Origin of the sequence: Marinobacter sp. (assembly GCF_041690455.1) — a bacterium.
Taxonomy (GTDB): domain Bacteria; phylum Pseudomonadota; class Gammaproteobacteria; order Pseudomonadales; family Oleiphilaceae; genus Marinobacter.
This window is the reverse complement of record NZ_JAWLHI010000006.1, coordinates 37,899-59,993: the sequence shown is the minus strand read 5'-3', so window position 1 is coordinate 59,993 and position 22,095 is coordinate 37,899. Positions and strand designations below refer to the sequence as shown.

Sequence of the window (22,095 nt, the reverse complement as noted above, 5' to 3'; positions counted from 1 at the left end):
CGCAGCACCGCTCATTTATAGTGCCCCGGAATATTCACCCCAGAACACCTCTGCCGGAGTTCGGTAGTCCAGCCGTTTTCTGGGCCGGTTATTCAACTGCTCAACCACTCGGTTGATGTGTGTTTGAGACAGCCTGGCGAAGTTCGTCCCTTTGGGATAGTACTGTCGCAGCAAGCCGTTCGTGTTCTCGTTCGTGCCGCGCTGGCCTGAACAGTATGGGTCACAAAAATAGGCCGCCAAGTCCAACTCGTTGGCCACATGCTCGTGCCCCGCAAACTCACTGCCGTTGTCCAGTGTCAGTGTTTTTGCCGCACCCCGGATAGGCCTTAAGAGCCTGATCACGGTGCGCGTTGTCTGGTTGGCCGTAAACTGCTTGAGGCGGCCCGCGAGCAAGTAACCGCTACGACGCTCCACCAAAGTCACCAAGCCAGATTGTTTGTGGCCCTGGAGCACCGTGTCGCCCTCCCAGTGGCCAAGCACGGCACGACGTTCAATCTCTTTGGGGCGGCACTCAATCCCGACCCGATTCGGGATTTTGCCGAGGCCCGCTTCCTTCGCTTTGCGTTTGCGACCACGATTGTTCCGGTGTCGACAGTAGGTCCAGAGCTTGCCGCCTTCGAGGCGATTGCGATGGATCAAGTCATAGATCCATTGGTGACTGACCCGCACCGGCGCGTTCATGCGGCCCATGAAGCCGGCAATTTGTTCAGGGCTCCAGTGTTGCTTCAACCGCTCGGTCACCCAGTTTGTCAGCCAAGACACTCGTTTGTGGCGCTTAAACGCGGCTCTACGCCGGGTATTCGATTGATGTTGCGCCGTCTCCGGTTCATAGCTATGAATGCTGTTCCGCCGAAGTTCACGGCTGATCGTGCTGCTGTGGCAGCCAAGCATGGCTGCAATCTGTCGTTGGCTTTTGCCGGCCACACGCAGGGCCGATATCTGGTATCGTTGTGTCTGGGTCAGTTGTCGGTACTTCATCACTGCTTCACTTTGGTCGGTAAAGCCCGTGAGGGTACCGGCAACGGCCCTCCTGCCTCTACCTCGTTACGCCAAAGTGCTGCAGTTATTATCTGAATTCACGGCTCAAGCCCCCAGCACGCCCTTCTCGAAAAGCTAATTACAACCCTAATCCGCAAAGGACAAGCACATGGCATATGATGCAGAGTTCGACCAAACCCGCCTCGACCAGCTGGCCCAACAGCACCTGGGCGGCACCAACATTAGCGGACGGATACTGTTCTTCGGAGACCCCGGGGAGAACCGGTTGGATCTGGCAACCTGGCAGCTGGATAACGATGAGGACTACGAGGCAATCAAAGGCTCAGACTTCAAGCTCCACATGATGGAGCTGCTGGACACCTTACAAACCTATCGAGCACAGCACAGCCAACCGAACGCGAGTCAGGGCGTTGTTCATGTGGACGGTCAGGCCTTATCTATCGAGTGGCTGCCCAAAGCTCAAGTAGAAGCGCTTCGTGGCAGCTAGTTTGACGCAGGGCAAGAAAAAATCAGGTGATCCGAAGAGACTGATTCAGCGGCAACCCCCGTCAATCACACCGCAGGCCCGGAGCACTATGGAAGGGGGCAACACCTAAGTTTTGGGGGTACTTTTGGGGGTACATCCAAGGCCAAAAAACCATTAAATACAACCATATCAAAAGGATGAATCACCAATTGAATGGACGCCGTCTCCACCAAACACCGAGAGAAAAGCCCCTGATTTCAGGGGCTTTTTTTATGCCATACTGTTAACCTGTGGTACTAATGTCCACCAAAATTACAACGTTAACAGCCTACTACGGCATCATAGGGATTATGAAACCTACAGATCCTCTATATAGAACAGTGGAGTTTAACCTTTCAGTCTGGGGCCCAATCGTAACTTCCGCAGTTTTGATCGTTTCTGCAGCCCTCTCGAGCTCTAAGGAATTTTGCTGGAGCGCAGAATGTATAGCTAATTTCTACGAACTTTATAAATTGCCTCTCGCTATCGCGGGTTTAGCTATACCGCTTGGCGCACTCACCGCAGCACATCACCGATCTATCCAAGCGGCCGAACAGATTCGCACACAACGATTCCAGAACAACTTGCACAACCATACTGAACATAAAAAGCTATTCCGTGAGTTTGTCGAGGAAGTGAAACCATTTCAAGATATAGAGACATTCAACTCTTGGGAGCTTTATGAGGCAATATTCCCAGATTCAGCTAGCGGCTGCATTATTGCCACCTCTGAAATTGAAAAAATAGCAGTACTTTTAATAAAAGAAATGGACCGGGCAATAAAAGATCTCGACTCAACGCTTTCGGGTCAAAAACGATACTCAGACCTCAAACTGGTATTAGAAGTAGAAAGAGATTTAACGATTGCTATATATAACTTGTGCGGGATCGATATCCAGCCCATCATCCGTTCGCCCAATCCAACAACCATAGACTTTTTTGGCCAAGCCTATATAGCAGTACGGGGGCTTATAACTTGCGCCAATTTTCAGCACCCTTGCATTAGCAAGGAGTTGCCGATGATTATCGGAATGTCGTTCGACCAAATTAAACAAAAAACCGAACAAATTGAAAAACGCATATCCTTTTCCAAAGACCTCCAAGCCCTTATTGAAAAATACTTTGAGCCCCGGCAGGATCAACTAACAGACGAAGGGTATGCTCAGCTTCGAAAAACAATTGCGAAAACCTTCATCAACACCGAGGAAGACTTAATTAAATCAGAAATCGATCACTCTGTTAAAAATCACATTCCAAACACTGAAAAGAAGCAATTAGCAAATAAAATAGTAGCCAGATCAAACATTGACTTCGAAGACCTATACTAAACTCAAAGCTGACTTATCGATAACATCCTCCAAGTATTCTGGGGATAAATGTGCGTATCGCATCGTCATTGCGATTGTCGAATGACCAAAAATTTTTTGAAGGTTTAAGATATCCCCTTTATTCATAACAAAATGGCTAGCGAACGTGTGGCGAAGGACGTGAGCTGACTGCCCCGTAGGCAGATTAATCCCCGACTTACCTAAAGCTCGGCGGAAGGCAGACAGGGAAAAGCTGAACTCGCTGTGTACTTTTAGGTGATCCTAAATCTCTTCAAATAGCTCTTCACTAACCGGAACACTCCTGGACTTCCCACTCTTTGTGTTTACAAATGTGAGCCTCCCTTGCTTAACGTGTCTGAGTTTCAGATTCTCCGCCACTCCCCACCTGGCGCCGGTTGCCAGGCAGATCCGAGTGAGCAAGTGAATATGTGGATTCTGACTAAATTCCTCGATGGTTTTCAGCAGGTGCCGGATCTGTTCGACCGTAAGCCAAGATGACTCTCGTTCATCCAGACGGATCATCTCGACACGCCTGATAGGGTTCTCGAAGTCGATTTCCTTCAGTCGATGCAGTTGGTTGTAGACCGCATTCAGGTAACCGAGTTGATTGTTCAGCGTTTTCTTGCTGGCCCCTTCCTGGATTTTGTGGGCGTGATAGGCCAGGAATGCAGCAGGCTTAACGGTCCTAGCAATCGGGTTGCCCATGAAGTCCACGATAACATCCAGACAGCGCTTTCGGCGCTCACCATCTTTGAGGTGCACACCTTTGGCATTGAACCAAAGCTGGACGAGCTCTTTAAGCCGCCAGTTGTCCGCCTTCGAGGGGTTCCACTCCTTCCCTTCGGCCCGCTTGCTGAGGATGAAGGTTTCAAAGCGCTTGGCTTCAGCCTTCGAGTCAAAGCTTTTGCGGATGAGTTTTGAGCCCCGGCCATCCATACGCAGGTCTACCTGCCATCGTCCTGATGGGAGTTTCCGGATCATGCAGCCACCTTTGTCAGCAGTCGTCGTTTAATCAGCCCATCCTCTACCAGCGGGTAGAGCTAGTTTTCGTGGATCTCGCGCCTTCGGTAGTAATTGCAGAGGTCTTCCCAAGGGCAGGATTTCTTGTGGCAGTCCCAAGCCTGGCGGGTGTTAAAGCTGTTGCGAGCATAAAAGTAAAAACAGTCCCCTGACTCAATAATTGCAGTAGTCATTGGAATGAGTCTTGGAACTGTAGGAATCGCAATATCAAACGGAATGGCAATAAAATACGGAATTGGCGGCGTAGATGTAAAGGTAACCTCAAAATACACCACCAGTGAAAAAGATTTTCTGGGAGAGCTTGGTGGAATTGTTTTCCTATGGGACTGAGAAGCGAGAAATGTAAAACAAATAAAGAGCTCAGACATCGGATCAATGTCGTCGGGCCCAAAGAACTATAATTTAAAAAATGAAAATGTACTTTTAAAAAATAACACCAAGCCTCTCCCTGGAGTCACACCACTTTGCAGGTGTCGCAGATTTTTATTCGAAACAATTAATCAACTTTTCCAATCGAACTAACGACCTTTTTTTTATCCTCTTCGTTAATCTCAGAGCGATCTCGAACAACTCCTCCACCTTGAAATCTAGAACTATTCTTCACCCACTCAGGATAGCCTGCCATTACTTTTTTAGAGTGTTGAATTCTATCTTCCAAACTAAGAGTATTCACCAGTATTCTCCTTAATATTTTCAAGCATTTTGGGGATCAAACCACCAGTTATATGATGCTCTACCGCCATGTAAGACGTAACGTATCTTTTCAATTTAGTTTTTGCTCTTGACTTTGACCAACTTAAGACGCTCCCTGATTTCGTTTTCCTCTTCCCGACAAGTTTGAACGAAAACCCATAAGCTCTTGGGGCAACACCAGTAAAGGACTCAAATAAAACCTTACTCTTATCCCAACTGGACCTATCTGAGCAAATAGAATCCTTAAACAACACGGAACTAAGGCTCTTGGGATATGGTTCCACAAAAACCAACCGTTTGATCCCTGAGGAAATGATATGCCTGGCACAAATATGGCAAGGATATGTATTCACATACATTGTTGCACCAGAGACGCGTACTCCTCTGGACACAGCATCCATAAGAGCTGCCATCTCAGCATGCACAGTTCGCCCATACTCTATTACGTTTAATGCTTGTAAACCCTCCAGGACAGGATCATTATCACCGTTCATCGACTTTTCAATAAGATCTTCAAACGTTTTCTTTGCGTTCTCGTCGAATCGACCCTGATCCTTAAGGCGGTGAAAAACCTCTGCAAGCATTAACCTTTTATGCTCAGCACCTTTATCAATACCTTGCCTAAAATCTCTTCCGTCAGGGACATCCCCCTCCCAATATAGACCTCCATTTGCTTTTGGGACCTCGTTACATCCTAACGCTAAAAGAGCTCCATCATCATTACAAATCGCAGATCCTACTTGACGCGCGAGGTCCGCTGATCGCCAGGCAGCGGCTTCAGCATGAAACATCCCCCACTCGTCTTTACTAGGAGTTATAAATGGATTATCGAATACAACCTCAAAATATCTCTCTATTTGAGTAGTTATATCATCTCTGGGAGAATCCAAATTAATAAAAAAATCCGCTTTAGGAAAGCACGCCTGGACATTCTGTCCATATTTGACATGCTCTTCTTTTTCATCCCGATTAATCAATTTCTCAGCTGGTGCTCTCGCGGCACTCGACCCTTGAGGTTGATGTCTACTTTTACTAATCCTTTTAGCTAAGTTCGAAACCCTATTATCTCGAGATGAATGAGCAGAAATAAGAATAAAACCTTGGCCATAAGTAGCTCTTAGGGTTGATATTTCTTCTGGATGTTTTAGAGAATCTAAAATGTAAGCCGTATTTTCCCTTGGGCTATCATCAGTTTTTTTGTCCCTTTTATTCAACTGGGCTCTGATTTGCACTATTTCCGATATAGCCAACAGGGCCAGCGCATCCCCATGTTTGCTGTATTTTCTTAAGTCATTTCCAGCATCCATTAGGCTATTTATACGCTTAAATTCATCACCATGATCTTCAATCGAGTCTTTGAAAAAGTTAACCTGTTTAATGAGGGAGCTTAACTTGATAGTTTTTGACTCATAACCATAATGAAAAAGCTCTCGCTCTACTGCATCACAGATTTTTTGCCTGTCGACGCCAGCAGGCCCAACTATTCCAATCATCAATTCAGGGGAGCCCGACGGTTCGAGAGGGTCTAAACCGGGGTAAGAAAATGGAGATTCAGAAGGGCCCTGCTGCCCAGACACTGAGTGCTCAGGTGCTTCTTTTTTTGGCATGGGTACGCTTGTCCGTCTTGTAATTTGAGCGTCCTTTGGTCGAACTATAGCAGAAAAAATAGGGGCCTTCGAAAACCTGTCAGGCCGAAGGCTAACGAAAGGTACCGAACTTTCAAAGTGAATTGGGGCAGTACTTTCCCGAATTCACCATCGCAGCACGAAGATGCAGAGGTAAACAACCGTCGGTACCGAGAGTGTGCAACAACGAAACATGGTGATTGATTCAATTCTTGGTTTATCTGCAGGTTTACGCATGAGAACCAGGTGTCATTTCCCTTTGACGAATTCGTTCCAGAAGATCATCGTTAATTTTATTCCCCTTCGCCTCGTGGTGGACAGCTCGATGGCAGTTAGCGCAGAGAGGAGCAAGTCAGAGCCATCCAGAACGAGATTAACCGCCCACTAGGAGAGCTTGAGTTCGAAAAACTCAAATAGAAATGCAACAACGCGACACTGCTTCCGGGATCTGAAGTGCTCGGTAACGTGTCAACGAAGTTTCCACAGGAGTGTGACTCTGTGTGGTTTCCTGTGGAGAAGCGAAATTGTAATCAGCTGATTTATATAGCGGGGGTTCTCTGTGTCGCTATAAAAAGGCGCGGCATCGGGTTCAATTCCAAGCCTCCACCAAACACCCAAAAGGCTCCCGACCCCGGGAGCCTTTTTCATTTCTACCCCCACAATCCCGATCACCACACACTGCCTAAAATTTGCACACTACCCTTTCCTGTGCTTCTATTTTTCTGAATGATCGAATTCGTTGTTCGACCTTTCGAACCCACCGCCTGCACAGGGAGCCTTCGTGCAGCGCGATGCCGCATTGACGTTACATGGAGTTGATTCTGTTATGGCTTACGAAACGATTGATGGTCAGAAGTACGAGAAGGAACTGCTGGAGCTGGCCCGCAAGCACACTACGGGGCGCGGGGAAGGCAAGCTTTCCAAGGATGAGGTTGCCGAGTTGTTCAAATCGGCGCAAGACGGCCCCGGAGTCACCGAGACCGAGAAGAATACCCTTGCCTATATTCGCGATACCTTTGAATTCACGGACGCAGCCGCGGCGGATTTTGATGCCGCCTTTGCCAAGCTTTAGTGTCCCAAAGGCTCTCAGCGTTGGGAGCCTTACCTTACCCTGCCCCACAACCGTAGCCTCTGACCACTTCCCCTGACCTGACCAAGCTGGTATTCCTAGACCTCACGCATACCTGAATCTACCAAGCCAAAGGTCTTTATCATGACAATACTCATCACAGGCGCCAACCGGGGCATCGGCCAGGCCTTAGCCGAGCAATGGCGCGATGCCGGGCAGACAGTAATCGCAACGGCCCGAAGCGCGCCTGGCATGGAGCCTCTGGATGTTACCGATCCGGCCAGCATCGAGGCGCTCGCCAGAAGGCTTGATGGACAGCCGCTCGCGACCCTGGTCTGCAACGCCGGCGTTTCGCTGGACAAGTTCGACGATCTGGAAACCGGCTATTCACCCGAGGACTGGGCACAGACCTTCGCGGTCAATGTCACCGGGGTTTTTCTGGTGGTTCAGGCGTTGCTGGCCAATCTGAGAGCCAGTAAAGATGCTGGTGAAAACCCAAGGATCGCGATCATCGCCAGCCAGATGGGCTCTCAGCAATCGCCCGCTGGCAACCGGTTCATTTATCGTGCCTCCAAGGCCGCGGCCATCAATCTCGGGCGCAATCTTGCGGTCAGCCTTGAGAGCGAGGGCATTGCCGTGGGCATCTACCATCCGGGATGGATTGCCACGGATATGGGTGGCGAGTCGGCGGATCTGACCCTTGAGGATGCCGTACCAGGCTTGCGTAAGCAGATCGACGGGCTGACCTTGTCCGAAACCGGTTGTTTCAGGGACTGGGAAGGCCGCGATTGCGAGTTCTGAGCTCCGGTGCATTTACTGACCGGGGATTTTCTGGCTTGTGGTGTCCGGGTTGATGGGGTAAGGGCCGAAGCCCTTACCGCAACCTGGTGACCTTTCAGTCGTACCGTTTGGACAGGATCTTGTCCCGCTTCTCATCGAACCGGCGATTTTCTTTGCGCATTTTCTCTTCGAATTTATCGTGTGCCTTGTCGACCTTTTCCCGGAGCTTTTCCCGTTTTTTGCGGATTTTCTCGGGTTTGTCTTCCTTCGCAGCCTCGCGCCGGAATTCCCGTTCGGCCTTATTCAATTCGCGGTGCAGTTCGTCTTCGAGCTTGACCATCTTGCGGTCGTATTCGTCGTCGAGCTGGCGCAGCTCCCGGCGGGTCTCGTCACGAATATCGGACCGGGAACGGCGCTCATCACGATAGTCATCCCGGTACTCATCCCGATATTCGTCCCGGTAGCTGTAACCCTGCTCCAGGGGATCGATGCCGGTCTGGCGGCGCACTTCTTCCCGGGCGGCCTCGGAGGTGCGATAGACGATGTCCCGGACGATGTCGTCAACAAGGCGCTCACCGGTGCTTTCCTGCTGGCCAAAGCCTGCGGTTGGCGCAGCAATACCGACGGTCAGGGCAAAAGCAGTCAGGGTCTTTCTGGATAACATGAATACAGATCCTCGTTTGTTCCGGGACGGACAATCATAACCCGGACGAAGCCTCCGGGCTCTACCTGTATCACCTCACGGCGAACCCGGCATCCGGGTTCGGGCCGGTTTGGTAAATTTTGGGTAAAGGCCGGAATGAAGGCGTGATCAGCGGGGTTGGCTCACATGGAAAACCAGTTTCGTTTGATCTGCTCGTAATCGTCTTTCCCGATCACCCCGGCTTCCGCCAGCCGACGCATTTCCGCGACAGCCAGGGGAATCCGCCGTTTGCCCTCGGGTAGTTGGCGCTGGCCACGGAGTATGCCTTCCCGGAGCTCCGTCAGGAACGAATCCACCTGCTCCCGGCTCGGGGTGCGGGCGTCGATGGTGAATAACACCACATCGCTGTTCAGGGCCCGGAACTCGAAGACATGTCGGGTAGTGCGAACGGCGAGCGACATGAAGATAACCGCGAGCACCAGGGGCGCGATGAGCCAGGGCAGCGGTGCCGGGAAGACCGAATACAGCGCCGCCGGTACGGTCATGCAGATGGCACCGGCGAGCCAGAGGCCCAGCCGGTAATCCCGGATCTCCCTGGGTTCTTCCTGGACGAAGGTCAGGTCAATCACCTGCTCCGGCAGGTCTTTCTTGCGCCGGTTGGTCTGGATCAGCAGGTAATGGCTGCTGAATCGGGTAAACAGTGTGCTGGTTTTGGCGGATACCCGGGTCTGGCGCAGCCGGCGGTCAATCCGCCAGCTGTCCCGGGGCGGGATGCTCCAGCCGTCCCGTTGCATTTCAAGGTCTGGCACGCTCCATCGATCCAGTTCAATTACATCCTCCTGGGTCACAGCAATGGTCACGTTACGTCTCCTTATTCTTTTATTGTGTCGGGAATTCGAACTTGTCCGGGTCGTTGTAGATGTGGGCGCCGGTATCGAGCCATTCCGCAATCAGGCGGAGCTCGGCTTCGGTGAGCATGCCCATGTGGCTCTGTCGGATGGCATCCGTCCCCGCAGTTTCCACTTCGTACTCGTCGTCATCCGGATCGTTATCGAACAGGGTGAAGAAGCGGGCACTGGCGATGGCGCCACGGCCGCTCATCAGTCGTCGGGCAAAGCACACGCCCGGGTCTGGCAGTACCGTCATATCGCCCTGGATACCGTCCGGGCATTCGGTATCGAGGTTGGTCTTGTCCACCTCAATCCAGTCGCCGTTCTCGGTCTCGCGGATGTAGTAGTCAGGCTCGAACAGCTCGACATAGGATTCGAGCTGGCGACCATCCCAGGAGGCATAGCCATCACCCAGCAACAGGCCGTTCGAGGCGCCACTACCCGAGTCTCCGGGACAGGGCTTTCCGCCCTGTTCGGCAGCGGTGTGGCAGTTCTGGCACGACGTGGTATTGCCGGTGCTCGGGTTGATCCGGCATTCCCGCCAGATCGGCTGGATGTGCTCCTGATAGTTGATCGTGGCCTTGCAGTCCGCCGTCCAGTTGGTCAGACAGCCAGGATCCGTGACCGGCTTCGGTGTGGTCAGGCCGCTGTAACGCACTTCAAAGGCCAGGGATGGATCCGGTGGATTGGTCCAGAAATCCTCGAAGTGCATGGTGTCCGCCCAGGTGGCCTGAAGGCCCTGAAGGGAATCGACCAATGCCTGCGCCATGGTGTCTTTCCACTTCACGGCCCGGATCTGCGGATTGGCATTGGGGAACGGCATGCCATCCCCCGGCGCGCCCGGGTTGGCGGAGGCCAGTTCAACATCGGTCCGGGCGTGAGGAATGTCCACTTCCGGATCGTGGCAGCCATAGCACTTGAGTTTTTCGCCTTCCTCCAGGCGCAGTGGCTGGGGATGCTGCATCAGGTAGTTGTAGTTGTAATCGGGCGCGGCAATCAGATCCACCCGCTTGCCGTACTTGTTCACAACCTCGAAGCTGAAGTTGGTGTCCGCCGGTACCTTGACCATGGCGGAGCCGTCCGGCTCGACCATGGCGTAGGACAGCACATCGTAGAGAATCCGGTTACCGGAACCCACCAGCGGAGTCAGGCCCAGCGGCGGTTGCGGCCCATCGGGCGGGTTCAGGATCTCGTCGGTCAGGATGGCCTGCTCCAATTCCGGGGGGATCTGGCGTACACCAACGACCCGGATAAAGCGTTCGGAGCGATCGTCCGGCCGGGTCAGGCTCGGATCGCGGCGGGTCTCGATGCCGCCATCGTACAGCTCGGCCATGTCGGCGCCGTCCATATCGTAGATGCTGCGGATCTCGAACAGGGCGGTGTTGTCTTCCAGTTGCAGGTCGTGGCGCTCACCGGTGTAGGGTTCGGCCAGCTCGTTACGATCGGCGATGACGATGTCGGTGTAGAGCGCCTGCTTGTGGCCCTGTACCACCGGCAGCCGGGTGTTCTCGGAGGGGTCTACCATCCAGATACCGTACCGGGGCTCGCCCAGATCCTCGGTGGTGGCACTGCCCTCACAGGGAGTGCTGGTGGTGCCATCCGTGGTCAGGCACTGGGCCCAGCTGGCCAGCAGGCGGGCAGAGCCATCGTTGTAGGGTGCAACTGCGCTGTACCAGCCGTTCGGGGACACCTGGTTGGGGTAGAAGTTCACCAGGCCCGGGGTCATGGACTCCTCGGCTTCACCGATGACACTTTCGTCCACCGGCTTGCCGACGGCAAAGAAGTTCTTGCTGTTGATCTTGACCACATCGCCGCCGTAGATCGGGTTGTAGATATGGCGCATGGTGGTCAGCAGGTTGCCGTCATCCAGGGGAATCGGATCCATGTAATGGATGAAGGAAGCGTCCGAGAACTCCTCGCTCAGGCTGCCAAAGTAACGGTGCACGTTACCGCCGGCCGGCGTGATGCGGTACATGCTCAGCACATCCTCAACAAACACCCGCTCGCCCTCGACTTCACCGGCCAGGGACGCGCTGCACTTGTCCTCTACGGTCCATTCCTTGGGGTCCTCCAGACCGGAGGGGAAGCCATTGCCGTTGCCCTGGCCATACCCGCCGCCGTGGGGGTGCTGGTTGAAGTTGGGGTCGTCGATGTTTTCCAGGGTGCAGTCGGTCAGGGTTTCATAGATGCGCCCGAACCGGATGAACACCACGTGCCCGTCATTCATGGTGCTGGGCTCGATATCGTGAAACTCACCGAAGGTGATCTGTACCAGCTCGCTGCCATCCGGTTTGACCGAGTGCAGCAGCGAGGCCGGCTCGTCGAAGTCTTCCAGGTACTCGCGCAGGTCGAGCTTCTGCCAGTCGCCCCGGGAGTGCTGGCGGCTGGAGGAGAAAATGATCCGGCCTTCGTTGGTGTAGGTGGGGTTGGTGTCCTCACCGGCGTTGGCAACCAGATCGTCCTCGAAGATCCGGCGCACCTTACCGGTAGCGAAGGTGTACTCGAAAATGTTCCAGGTGAAGTTGTCCGGGCTGTCCGCCGGGCCATGGGCGGCAAACACCATGCGCTCGCCGTCCGGCGAGACATCCAGATCCTTGACGTCATAGTCCCCGCCGAAATACCCCGCCAGCACGTGGCGTTCGTCCGAACTGAGCGCAATCCGGTCCCGCACCATCAGCTTTGCCCCGGGTTTGAACGCATAGGGCGCTCGGGGGTCCAGCGGCGGCCGGGCGTTGACCGAGGCGGTCTCACCCATGTCCGGGTAGTCCCGGACCACATAGGCAAAGGGCTGGTCGGAAAGCATTTCCTCCTGCCCTTCGCTGATCTGTCCCTCAAAACATCCGGTCAGCCCGACCAGTCCGAGGCTGGCCAGGGCCAGGAGGCGCAATCCGCTGCTAAATCCGATCATGATGTCTCTCTCCACCTGCACATCCGGTGCACCGGCACCCGGCGGTGGCCGGGCCCGGTGCTTTCATCAACCAGGCATGAAATCAAACTTGTAATTGACGGGGGTGGCCGCCACGTCTTCCGGGCCAAACGAGATCATCTGGATCCGCGCCAGCAGTTTCAGCTCCAGGCGCTGATCCCCCAGCTGGCTGTCCACCAGCTCGATGCTGGAGATACTGCCGTCCGGCTCGATCACGATGTGGAAGACAAACTTGCCCTGCAGTCCGGGATCGCTGCGCAATGCCCGGTTGTAGAGCGCGTAGATGGCCCCCTTGTGCTGCTCGAAGACCCGCCGGATGGATTCCATGTCCCGGCCACCGGCCACCGTCGAGCTGCGTGAGCCACCGTTGCCACTGGCACCGCTGCCACCACCACCGGAGCCGTCGCCGATGGGGCTTTCCACCGCGGTGGAGCCTTTCCCGGCCAGCTGGGTACCGGAGCCGGTATCGTTCATCACCGAGCTGTTCACCCCACCACTGGTCTTGTTGGCCGAAGTGGCCCCCAGTACCGAGCGGGCAGCCTTGGCGGCGGCGCCGGTCTTCACGTTGGTGTTTTCAGCCTGGAGCTTGGCCACGTCAGTGGAGCTGCGCAGGGCTGACAGTTCCTTGGAGAACGCCGCGACGCCCATCTTCGAAACCTTCTCCCGGGCCTTTTTCACTTCCTTGGCCGGTGCCGGCTCCGGAGCCGCCTTCTTGGCCTCCGTGGGCTCGGCCTTCTCTTCCTGCTTCACCGGCTCGGGCGGCGGAGGTGGCGGGGCCACCTTGCGCTGTTCGATCAGGACCTTGGCCAGGGTCGGGGGTACCCGCTCCTTTTCCTCCCGGTCGATTTCCGGCAGCGGCAGCCAGGGGAAAATCACCGCCAGCAACAGGAGCAGCAGCAACAAACGTTTGAGAATGCGTTTGAAGCGACTGTCCTCGTCGCCACTGGCGTCCCAGGGCAATGAAAAGTCATAAGGTGTTGCTGTCATTGCTGTCATCGATTCCCTCCTGTCATGCGCCGCTGCTGCCGGATACCCGTGAAACGGCCATGGAGAGGTCCCGATAGTCCGCCTTGGCGCAGGTCAGCATCACCCGCTTGAGCAGCGCGTAGGGGATTTCCTGGTCACCGAGGATAGTCACGGCACGCCCCAGGTTCTTCTCCCGCTCGGTCAGTTCCGTGCGCTTGCTGGCCTGGAACGTCAGCTCTTCCATCAGGCCATCGATCAGGCCGTCGGAGGCGATCACCTCATCCAGGGTGGCGACAGGGCGGCCATCGACCAGAATGTCGTCCTCGGTGATCGTCACCACGGTGGTCTCCTTCGGGCGTTCCTCTGCGGTGGAGTCCGGTAGGGAAACGTCGTTGACCTTGATCAGCTGGTTGGCACCGGAGTTCAACAGCAGAAAGAACACCAGGATGGTGAAGATATCCATGAGCGAGACCAGGTTGAGCTTGGCCGGCTTCATGAAGGTCTTGGCGCTGCTCTGGAGACCGAAGGAAGTGAACTTGTCGTTCGCGTTCATGACTTACCTCCCTTCTTGGGCGCATCCCCCAGGGAGATCTCCGGGAACAGCTCGACATCCACTGCATCGGTTACCACGACGGTCTTGGCGACCCGAAGGGTATCCATGGTGGACACCAGGGACTGGTAAGTGACGCCCGGCTCGGACAGCAGCAGGGCATCGTTCTTGGCGATGTTCTTCGCCGCCAGCCGGCGCTTGATCTCCTGCAGCACCTCGGAGAGGGTGCGGAAATCGTGGCGGGCTTCCTCGCCCTCGGCTTCCGGCTCGATTTTGTCGATGGTTTTGACCAGGTTACCGCTGGGGTAATAGACCTCAATGCCAGACTCCCGCACCACCACTTCCAGCTGCCGGTTCTCTTCGGCACTGGCGGTCTGGGCGCCGGTCAGGTCGGGCAGATTGAGTTCCAGAATCGAGATATGGTTGAACACCATACTCATCAGCAGTACCGGCACCAGCACGATCATGAGATTCATGAACGCCGTGATGTCGATATCCGCCTCTTCCTGTTCTCTGCGTTTTGTAAACATAAGGAATTACCCGCTGTGATCAGGCGTCGGACTCACGCGTGTTAACAGCGCGACGGTTGCTGCGAACGATGGTGTTCAGGGCCTTTACGCCGGCCATTTCGATGCTCTCGACGATTTCCAGGGTCTTGTTCTGCAGCAGGGAGTGGATCAGCAGCAGCGGGATCGCCGCGATCAGGCCGAAGGCGGTGGTGTTCATGGCCACCGAAATGGACTGGGACAGCAGTGTGGCCTTGTCCGCCGGATCGGCGTTGGCCACGGCGGTAAAGGCGGCGATCAGACCGATGATGGTACCGAGCAGCCCCAGCAGGGTGGAGACGTTGGCCAGGATGGACAGGTAGTTGGTGCGCTTGGACAGGCGCGGAATGCTCTCCATCACGCCTTCCTGCATGGCGGCGTGGATGTCATCCCGGCGTGGAGAGGCGCGCATGGTGTCGAGACCGACGGAAATCAGACGGGAAATTGCGGAGTTGCCGGACTGCGCCGCCTGCTCTGCCTTGTCGAATTTGCTTTCATTCATCAGCGGCAACAGCTCGCTGTAGGCGGCGCGGTTGGACTGATAGGCCCGCTTGAGGAAGATCCAGCGCTCAACGGCAATGGCCAGGCCAATAATCAGGACCAGCGCGATCGGGAACATGAAGGCGCCGCCTTCCTGGAAGAATGAAACAATGCTTGTGTAAACGTTCATGGCAGGTCTCCAGACTTTTCTTTTCGTTCGGTTGCAGATTTTCAGTTAGTGCTTTGCCCCGAGGGCCCAGCTGGGGCCTCCAGGGAAAGTTCGTCGTAGAAGCGCATGGTCCGGGCGTGAATGTCCCGATCCACCACTTCGAACACCCGGCCGGACACCGACGTGATCGAGCGGTACAGGTTGTCCGGCCCCTCTGGTGGCTTCCAGGGGATGAAGTAACTCACCGACGGCTGTTCCTTGTCCCCGACAAAGGTACTCTCCAGATCGATGGACTCCTGGGCGCTGGCCGGAGCCGCAATCGCCCCACCCAGACACAAGGTCGCCGCAACGAGCCAGCCGGCCCCTGGATTCAGCATTCCCATGGCACTCTCCTAGCCTTGTTCTTCGGTTTCCGGGGAGCCCCCGCTGGCGGCGTCCGCTGAGACCGCCTCGCCTTCAGCACTCTGTTCGGCAGGTACTTCCGGCTTCGGGGGTGGGTTATCGATGAAACTGGTTTCAATGCCGGTGCGGCGGCGGATCTCGATGAGCCAGTCCGCCACTTTCGGGTCCGAGCCACCGGTCAGGAAGTCGTAGGCCTCGTAATGGGGTTGGGCCTCCTCCGGCCGGTTCATGTACAGGTCATAGAGGATCGCCAGATTCAGGTGCGCCTCAGGAAAGTCGTTCCAGGTTTCCAGGGCCGCCAGATACGCGTCCCGGGCTTTGGCAAATTCACCCTGGCGCCGTTCGAACATCGCCTGTTTCAGGTAGGCGTTGACGTTGGCCGGATTCACCTCCAGCGCCTTCTGGTAGTATTCCCGGGCCTTTTCGGGCTTCTCCCGCTGTTCGGCGAGCTCGGCCAGCTTCACCCAGGGGCCGGAGAGTTCCGGAAAATCCTTGGTCATGGCCCAGAAGCCCTTGCGGGCCATGCGCAGATCCCCGTCTTTCATCAGAGCCACGGCATCGGCAAAAGCCGCCCGGGCCGCCGGAGGAACCGGCGCCGGCTGCCGGGTGTACGGGTTCGGTGCCGGCACATAGGGAATCTTCTTGCCCTCGGCATCGTAGGCCTGTTGCGGCAGGAACACGCCGCCCGTGCTCTCGGCCGGATCGGCCTGCCTTTCTTCCCCGGCGGGCCCCGATTCGACCACTTTCGGATCGGATTCAGACTGCTTGACCGGCAGGACGCCGGCGCAACCGGAGAGCAGGGTCAGCACCAACAACGCTGCCGGGGTGGATGCCTTAACGGATGCCATCGCCATACGCCACCTTTACTTCCTGTTTGTCGAACCGGGCGGGGTTGAGCTTGGCCATCGCCTCGAAACTCCGCTCGATCCAGGGATTGAATGTGCCGCTCCAGGAGCGCTCGATGTTGGCCTGGTGCACTTCGATGGCCAGGTCCTCAAACGGGATGGCCTGCTCTTCCAGCACCAGCTCGTATTGCATGGCTTCCAGCTGGCTCAAGCCGCTGGGCCGCGGCGCGTCCATCAGCTCCCGGGCAAATTGGCCGTAGAGATCAGCAATGTTGAAAGTGGCCCGGGTGGTCTGGTCGAGCACCCCGTAGTCGGCCGCCTGCTGGTAACGGTCCAGGGCGTTCTTGAGCTTCTCGTTCTTGCGCGGAATGCTCTTGTTGAGCGGGTGCCTCAGGCGCACGCGATCAAACTCGATGCGCCAGTAGTCGCCGTACTTGTTGTTGGCCCAGGCCGCCAGCCAGGCAGAGCGGTCTGACTGCCAGTTCTCCGGTGCCTTGTTGTGGCCATCGATCACCCGGCGCAGCCAATACAGGTGGCGGTTGTAATCTTCCCGGCGCTCGTACAGGTAGGCGACGTGGTAACGGGCTTCCATGCGGGTATCGAAAGGTTCCTCGTAGTCGAAGGCCCACTTCTTGAAGTACTCCAGGGCCTGGTCCTCGTTGCCGGCTTTCTCATACAGCTCCGCCGCCAGGAACAGGGCATCCCGGCGTACGTCGGCGCGGTCGTCGGTCCGGTAGATCTTTTCGTACTCGGTGGCAGCCATCTGCCACTGCTCGTCCTGTTCGTAGGTCCAGGCGATCTTCTGATCCAGGTCCTTGGCCAGCTTGTGGTTCGGGAACAGTCGGCGCAGCTCCAGCATCTCGGTCAGTGCCGGCTCCCATTCCTCCAGGGTCAGCAGGTGGGTGGCAGCGTCAAACTGAGCCACAACGCGGACATCGGTCTTCGGAGCCACCGCCTTGATGCGCAGGAAGTGGTCGATGGCACCTTCCAGGTCCTTGGCGGCCAGGGCCTGTTCGCCCTGTTTGTAGATCGTGACCGCCATGCGCTCGGTAACCGACTTGAACTCGGGATCGTCCAGGTCGATGTAACGCAGCTGGTTGCGGTAGCCTTCCTCGGCCGCGGCGAAGTCTGCCAGTTCGTACTGACTGTGGGCGATGACGCCCCAGGCGGTGCGGTTGAGTTCGCGATCCACCTCGCCGGCCCGGCTGACGATGCTGGTGGCCACTTCCAGGGCTTTTTCGTAACGGCCCAGGGCGAACAGTTCTTCCGAGGTCTTGGCCAGCACGGCACCGGAGCGTTCGTCATCACGGAAGGTCTGCACGAATCGCAACTGGCTCTCCACGCCCTTGCTGCGCCAGTCACGGAGCCGCTCGCTGTCCTTACCCGCTTGGGCGATCAAACGCTCGGCCTCTTTCTGGTAGGCGATGATGGCGGCGTAGCCGGCATCGGCACCGAATTCGGAGTTGCCGAACTCGTAGGCGGTGCGTTCGTAGTGGGTGATGGCGGTGGGGTAATCGCCCCCATCGAAGGCGGCCTCGGCGCGCATATAGACCATTTCCGGGACTTTCGGGTCGTTCGGGAATGTCTGCTCAAACTCGCCGTAGAACTGGGCGGCTTTCAGGAAGCTGGTCTGACGTGTGGACTCGGTGGCTGCCACGGCAGACGCCTTGATCGCTCCATCCGCCAGTTCCCGGGTCAGGCGCTGGCCGGTGGCGTGGTAGTGCCGGGCCAGTTCGTCGATGAAGGTCTTCAGGTTGGGAATGACCTTGGCTTTCACCTCCGCCGGTTTGGTTTTCCAGAACTCGGAGTGAACGCCGTAGTTACGCACGTAGTTCTCTTTCTCCGGCAGCACCTGCTGGGAGAACTCGCCATCGACATAGGCACGGATCATCTCGGCGTGCATCTCCGGTGCCCGCTCGGAATCCGGGTTCTGCACCACGAAGGCCCGGAAAGAAGATGCGGAATCCTCATACCGCTCTTTCTCCAGGTAGTGCTGGCCAAGGCTGGAATAGAGAATCCAGGTGTACTTCTTCGCCTCGGGCCGGTTGGCAAACATGGCGTCGATCTTCGAGGAGCCGCCGGCATAGGCCAGGCCCACGCTCATGATACGCAGGGTGTCGTCCACCAGGGAGCGATTGACCTTATCGAGCTTCTCGATCTTGCCGTCCTCGGGCACCAGCCGGTCGAGAACACGGGAGAATGACATCAGGCTCTGGTCGTAATCGGACAGTTTGTACTGGGACCAGCCGAGCAGGTACCAGGAGTTGTTCAGGAACGCGGATTCCTCGCCGATGGCCACCACCGAACGGTAGGCCTGCTCCGCCTGCTCATACTCCTCGTGCCGGAAGTGGATGTCGCCCTTGCGGAAATACACCTCCGCCAACCGATGTGAGTGCGGGTGCTCGGTGATGAACTCTTCCAACACGGCCTTGGCTTCCTGATCGCGGCCATCCAGATCGTAGGCCTTGGCCAGCTGGTACATGGCCTCGGCATTGCGCTCGGAGTCGGGATACTTGTTGATCAGCTGGTGATAGGCGGTGATCGCTTCGGGGAAGTAGCCATCCTCGCCCGGCATCACACCGCGAAGCTGGTCGTAGTCCCCCTCCAGCATGTACACGCTGGCAATGCGGCGTTCGATCTGCTCGTACAGCCGCCGGTCCTCGATGGTTTCCAGCAGTTCCCGGTATTCGCGACGCACGTCTTCGTGCATTACCCTCGGCAGGGGCACATCCTCCAGCGGTTTTTGTTCGTTCTGGAGACTGGCGATGGTCGAGGGGTTCTGGAAGGTGCCACAGCCGCTGACCATGACCGCCAGGATGAGGAGACTAGATCGTTTCATCGCCGCTTCCCTCCTCTGGAGACGGTTGGCTTTGCGCCTGTTCGGGAGCTGGATCGACAGGCACCTCCTCATCCGGATTCAGTGTCTGCAGGGACCGGTCCAGAATGCGCACCTTGGCCAGCTGGGCTTCCACCTGGTACTGCGTGAGCCGCTGTTCGTGGATATCCAGCTCGGTGGTCACCAGCGCCAGCATGACGTCTTCCAGGCGGGCGATCAGGCCCTCGGTCTGGACCAGCCGGGCATCGACCTCGGCCATCATGCGAGTGACCGACTGCTCAAAATAACTGTTGTCAGAAAGCGCCTTGCTGCCCTGGAGCGCGGCCAGCGCGCTTTCAGCCCGGGTGATTTCGAAGGTCAGTTCCTCCAGCAGCCACTCGATGGACTCGCGCTTGTCCTCCGGCAGTCCGGCCAGGCGGGCATTCAACGCCTCCCGGCGATCACGGGCATCCGCCAGGGAACGGGAGATCAGGCGCACGCGATCGCCGTGGCTCGGGCCATCGGCACTGCCGGCGCGGGCGGCCATGATGGTGTCAAAGTCGGATCGGCGCTCTTTCCAGCGTTCGAGGTTGTTGCGAATGGCGTACAGATCCCGCAGATCCTTAAGTACCGACTGGAAACTGTGATCCGACATCAGTTCCACCAGGAACGGGGACAGGCGATTGACCGCTACCGCCGGGGCCTTGCCGAACCAGTCGCTCTCATCCAGTACGTCATCGAGGTTGCGGACGAAAAGCTCCAGCACATCGGCGTCCTTCAGGCCCTCCCGGGCGGTTTCAAGCTCCCTCAGGGTGGTCCGGAACTGCCGGTCCGCAGCAATGAAATCCTTGGCGGCACGACCTTCCAGGCCCATGCGCTCGTAGACATGGGGGCGCAGGAGAATGGCTTCCTGCACTTCCGGCAGGGCCAGGGAGCGGGTGGTCAGCACGTCCAGCGGCGCCAGGGCACGCCGGAATTCGCCGGCATTGATGGCCATCCAGCTGGCGCCCAGCAGGCCTCGATTGGAGTAGGCACCGGTGGTGTTGATGCTGGCCAGCTGCAATCCTGCGTTCAGGCTGTCTTCGTGGCTGGCGTAGACATGGGCCAGGGCCATGCGTGCGCGGTCCGCCAGACGCTGCAACTCCGCCGAACCATCATTGAGATCCAGCACACGGTTCAGAGCCTCGATGGCATCACTGGTGCGCCCCTGCCCTTCCAGGGCAATGGCGAGGTTGAAGTAGAAGTAGGGCGCGTAGGGACTGTCTTCGCTGATGGTATCGGCCACGGTCTTGCCGGCGTCCAGGTAACCCAGCTTCACATTGACCAGTGCCGCCAGGTAGCGGTACTCGGCGTCGACGCTATCGGGCAGCTCACCACGGATCTGGTTCAGGTTGCCGGCGGCGGTGTCGGCCTCCCCGCGCAGGTACTGCATCTTCCCCAGGAAAAAACGGGCCCGGTTGCGCACCGGCTCGCTGAGGTTACTCTCCGCGAGGCGGTCAAAGATGGATTCGGCCTGCTCATCCAGACCGTAGGATAGGCTGACGCCGCCCTTGAGCAGTTCCGGATAGGTGCCGTGGTTGGCAATGCCACCATGTTCTTCGGCCCAGGCGTACTCGACCAGGGTTTCAAAATAGTTCTGCTGGTAGTATTGGAACAGGACGGCTCCGTACTTGAGGTCCCGGGCTTCCGTTTCGGACGCCGATACCATCGCTGCCGACGGTAATGCGAGCAACAGTGCCGCCACCGTCCGGAGGGATTTTGCCTGCTGAAGTACGCGCCGGAGAATCATGGCTTACCACTCCCGAACCATGAATTCGGGCTGCTGACGGGCTTCGGAGTCAGCCACGGCCAGCTCGACGAACTTCGGGCCCTGCTCCTTGGTGAACCGCAGGCTGCTGCCACGCTTGTACTCCCGGCCATTGGGCCCCTGGCCGACAAAGAATGCGGACAGGGTATGCTGACCGGGGCTCAGATTGCCGAGGTACAGCTGGTGCTTGCCGCCCTTCGCCAGAGCCTGGCGCTCTTCGGCGCTGTACAGGTAGGTGGACACCACCCGGTTATCCAGGCGCAGCTCGACTCCCTCGAGGCGGAAATATTCTCCGACGTTCAGGGAAACGAAGACGTGGAACCGGGTGTTGGCCGGGAACAACAGATCTTCCTCAAGCACGCGAAGATCCTTGTTCAGGGTAACGACGGTCTGTTTCAGGTCCTGGATATCCCGGGACAGTTCGTTCACCGCCCGCTGCGCCCGCTCCCGGCTTTCCCGGACGGACAAGGGCGTTTCGATGATACGATCCAGGGCCACGCCTGCTGCAGATTCTCCGGATTCCTCCTGGCCTCCGGTTGCCGGTTCGGCGGCATAGACCGCCCCGCCCGCAAGGGCCAGGCACAACACCACCAGAATCCCAAGACGGCTCCACAACACGGTGCCGGCAGCACCACTCAGTCCATTTTTAAATTGAAAAGCCACCATCCTGCTCCTGCGCCGGCTTGCCAGGGGCGTGCGCCGACAACGCTTAATGAACATTCAGGGGACTGACTTTCAGGTTGTCTGACCTTGCCTCCGAAGGCTCTTTTTCTCGGCCTCTTTTTTTGGAGCGGTCAGTTTCTTTTCGGGAATGCTTCAATCGTCAAATTGTGTGAAATACGCTAGCACAGGTTCCCGAAATAAAAACGAATGATTTGACTTCTGATTTTGTTTCTGTGGAGGCCATCTCAAAAAACCGAAGTGACAGTTGCCCAACGCCGGAATGGCGGCCAAAGTTCCCCGCAATTCAAAATTTTTTTGTTTAAAAACATTTATTTACATTGCTTAACGTATTTTTACATTTAACGCGGGTGGTCA

20 protein-coding genes and 1 pseudogene are annotated in these 22,095 nt (G+C 56.7%); 5 read left to right on the top strand and 16 right to left on the bottom strand.

What is annotated here, in order from left to right:
- Nucleotides 1-15 precede the first annotated feature (15 nt).
- Entirely contained in the window at nucleotides 16-978 is a 963-nt protein-coding gene (locus tag ACESMW_RS02430; RefSeq protein WP_372985493.1) for an IS30 family transposase, read from the bottom strand.
- 169 nt (nucleotides 979-1,147) lie between these two features.
- Here ACESMW_RS02430 and ACESMW_RS02425 point away from each other — a divergent pair, with 169 nt between their 5' ends.
- Both ACESMW_RS02425 and ACESMW_RS02420 read left to right on the top strand, forming a co-directional pair.
- The gene (locus tag ACESMW_RS02425; protein ID WP_372985492.1) at nucleotides 1,148-1,486 is read left to right on the top strand and encodes a hypothetical protein; all 339 of its coding nucleotides are present in this window, start codon (nucleotides 1,148-1,150) and stop codon (nucleotides 1,484-1,486) included.
- A 278-nt stretch (nucleotides 1,487-1,764) separates the two neighbouring features.
- The gene (locus ACESMW_RS02420) at nucleotides 1,765-2,832 is read left to right on the top strand and encodes a hypothetical protein (RefSeq protein ID WP_372985491.1); all 1,068 of its coding nucleotides are present in this window, start codon (nucleotides 1,765-1,767) and stop codon (nucleotides 2,830-2,832) included.
- On the opposite strand, the pseudogene ACESMW_RS02415 reads toward ACESMW_RS02420, so the two are convergent.
- Nucleotides 2,824-3,537 (bottom strand): annotated as a pseudogene (locus ACESMW_RS02415) (tyrosine-type recombinase/integrase). The gene ACESMW_RS02420 and the pseudogene ACESMW_RS02415 sit on opposite strands and share 9 nt — an antisense overlap.
- Before the next feature lie 492 nt (nucleotides 3,538-4,029).
- Here ACESMW_RS02415 and ACESMW_RS02410 point away from each other — a divergent pair.
- Nucleotides 4,030-4,182 (top strand): hypothetical protein, encoded by a 153-nt coding sequence (locus tag ACESMW_RS02410; RefSeq protein WP_372985490.1) that lies wholly within the window; start codon nucleotides 4,030-4,032, stop codon nucleotides 4,180-4,182.
- A gap of 166 nt (nucleotides 4,183-4,348) precedes the next feature.
- Here ACESMW_RS02410 and ACESMW_RS02405 read toward each other — a convergent pair whose 3' ends face one another.
- Entirely contained in the window at nucleotides 4,349-4,525 is a 177-nt protein-coding gene (locus tag ACESMW_RS02405; RefSeq protein WP_372985489.1) for a hypothetical protein, read from the bottom strand.
- Nucleotides 4,512-6,152, bottom strand: coding sequence for an anti-phage dCTP deaminase (locus tag ACESMW_RS02400; protein ID WP_372985488.1), 1,641 nt, complete (start codon nucleotides 6,150-6,152; stop codon nucleotides 4,512-4,514). The genes ACESMW_RS02405 and ACESMW_RS02400 overlap by 14 nt, the downstream gene beginning before the upstream one ends.
- A gap of 844 nt (nucleotides 6,153-6,996) precedes the next feature.
- Between ACESMW_RS02400 and ACESMW_RS02395 the strand changes: the two genes are divergently transcribed.
- Complete coding sequence (locus ACESMW_RS02395) at nucleotides 6,997-7,242, top strand: hypothetical protein (protein ID WP_372985487.1); 246 nt, start codon at nucleotides 6,997-6,999, stop codon at nucleotides 7,240-7,242.
- A gap of 141 nt (nucleotides 7,243-7,383) precedes the next feature.
- Nucleotides 7,384-8,040 carry an SDR family NAD(P)-dependent oxidoreductase gene (locus ACESMW_RS02390; RefSeq protein ID WP_372985486.1) on the top strand — a complete coding sequence of 219 codons (657 nt, stop codon included), beginning with the start codon at nucleotides 7,384-7,386 and terminating at the stop codon, nucleotides 8,038-8,040.
- A gap of 94 nt (nucleotides 8,041-8,134) precedes the next feature.
- Here ACESMW_RS02390 and ACESMW_RS02385 read toward each other — a convergent pair whose 3' ends face one another.
- From ACESMW_RS02385 to ACESMW_RS02330, 12 genes are all read right to left on the bottom strand, one after another.
- Nucleotides 8,135-8,683: a hypothetical protein gene (locus tag ACESMW_RS02385; RefSeq protein WP_372985485.1), complete on the bottom strand. Its 549-nt coding sequence runs from the start codon at nucleotides 8,681-8,683 to the stop codon at nucleotides 8,135-8,137.
- A gap of 161 nt (nucleotides 8,684-8,844) precedes the next feature.
- On the bottom strand, nucleotides 8,845-9,522 hold the full coding sequence (locus ACESMW_RS02380; protein WP_372985484.1) for a hypothetical protein: 678 nt from the start codon (nucleotides 9,520-9,522) through the stop codon (nucleotides 8,845-8,847).
- 19 nt (nucleotides 9,523-9,541) lie between these two features.
- Entirely contained in the window at nucleotides 9,542-12,460 is a 2,919-nt protein-coding gene (locus ACESMW_RS02375) for a hypothetical protein (RefSeq protein ID WP_372985483.1), read from the bottom strand.
- Nucleotides 12,461-12,526: 66 nt separating this feature from the next.
- The gene (locus ACESMW_RS02370; protein ID WP_372985482.1) at nucleotides 12,527-13,474 is read right to left on the bottom strand and encodes an AgmX/PglI C-terminal domain-containing protein; all 948 of its coding nucleotides are present in this window, start codon (nucleotides 13,472-13,474) and stop codon (nucleotides 12,527-12,529) included.
- A 13-nt stretch (nucleotides 13,475-13,487) separates the two neighbouring features.
- On the bottom strand, nucleotides 13,488-13,997 hold the full coding sequence (locus tag ACESMW_RS02365; RefSeq protein ID WP_372985481.1) for an ExbD/TolR family protein: 510 nt from the start codon (nucleotides 13,995-13,997) through the stop codon (nucleotides 13,488-13,490).
- A complete protein-coding gene (locus ACESMW_RS02360; protein WP_372985480.1) occupies nucleotides 13,994-14,524 on the bottom strand; it encodes an ExbD/TolR family protein in 531 nt (176 codons plus the stop codon). The genes ACESMW_RS02365 and ACESMW_RS02360 overlap by 4 nt, the downstream gene beginning before the upstream one ends.
- Before the next feature lie 19 nt (nucleotides 14,525-14,543).
- Nucleotides 14,544-15,209 (bottom strand): MotA/TolQ/ExbB proton channel family protein, encoded by a 666-nt coding sequence (locus ACESMW_RS02355; RefSeq protein WP_372985479.1) that lies wholly within the window; start codon nucleotides 15,207-15,209, stop codon nucleotides 14,544-14,546.
- Between the two features lie 41 nt (nucleotides 15,210-15,250).
- On the bottom strand, nucleotides 15,251-15,571 hold the full coding sequence (locus tag ACESMW_RS02350; protein ID WP_343812067.1) for a hypothetical protein: 321 nt from the start codon (nucleotides 15,569-15,571) through the stop codon (nucleotides 15,251-15,253).
- A 9-nt stretch (nucleotides 15,572-15,580) separates the two neighbouring features.
- Nucleotides 15,581-16,438, bottom strand: coding sequence for a tetratricopeptide repeat protein (locus ACESMW_RS02345; protein WP_372985478.1), 858 nt, complete (start codon nucleotides 16,436-16,438; stop codon nucleotides 15,581-15,583).
- Nucleotides 16,425-19,274 (bottom strand): tetratricopeptide repeat protein, encoded by a 2,850-nt coding sequence (locus ACESMW_RS02340; RefSeq protein WP_372985477.1) that lies wholly within the window; start codon nucleotides 19,272-19,274, stop codon nucleotides 16,425-16,427. Before ACESMW_RS02340 ends, ACESMW_RS02345 begins: the two co-directional genes overlap by 14 nt.
- Nucleotides 19,261-21,039, bottom strand: coding sequence for a tetratricopeptide repeat protein (locus ACESMW_RS02335; RefSeq protein ID WP_372985476.1), 1,779 nt, complete (start codon nucleotides 21,037-21,039; stop codon nucleotides 19,261-19,263). The genes ACESMW_RS02340 and ACESMW_RS02335 overlap by 14 nt, the downstream gene beginning before the upstream one ends.
- A gap of 3 nt (nucleotides 21,040-21,042) precedes the next feature.
- Nucleotides 21,043-21,720: a hypothetical protein gene (locus ACESMW_RS02330; RefSeq protein ID WP_372985475.1), complete on the bottom strand. Its 678-nt coding sequence runs from the start codon at nucleotides 21,718-21,720 to the stop codon at nucleotides 21,043-21,045.
- Nucleotides 21,721-22,095 lie beyond the last annotated feature (375 nt).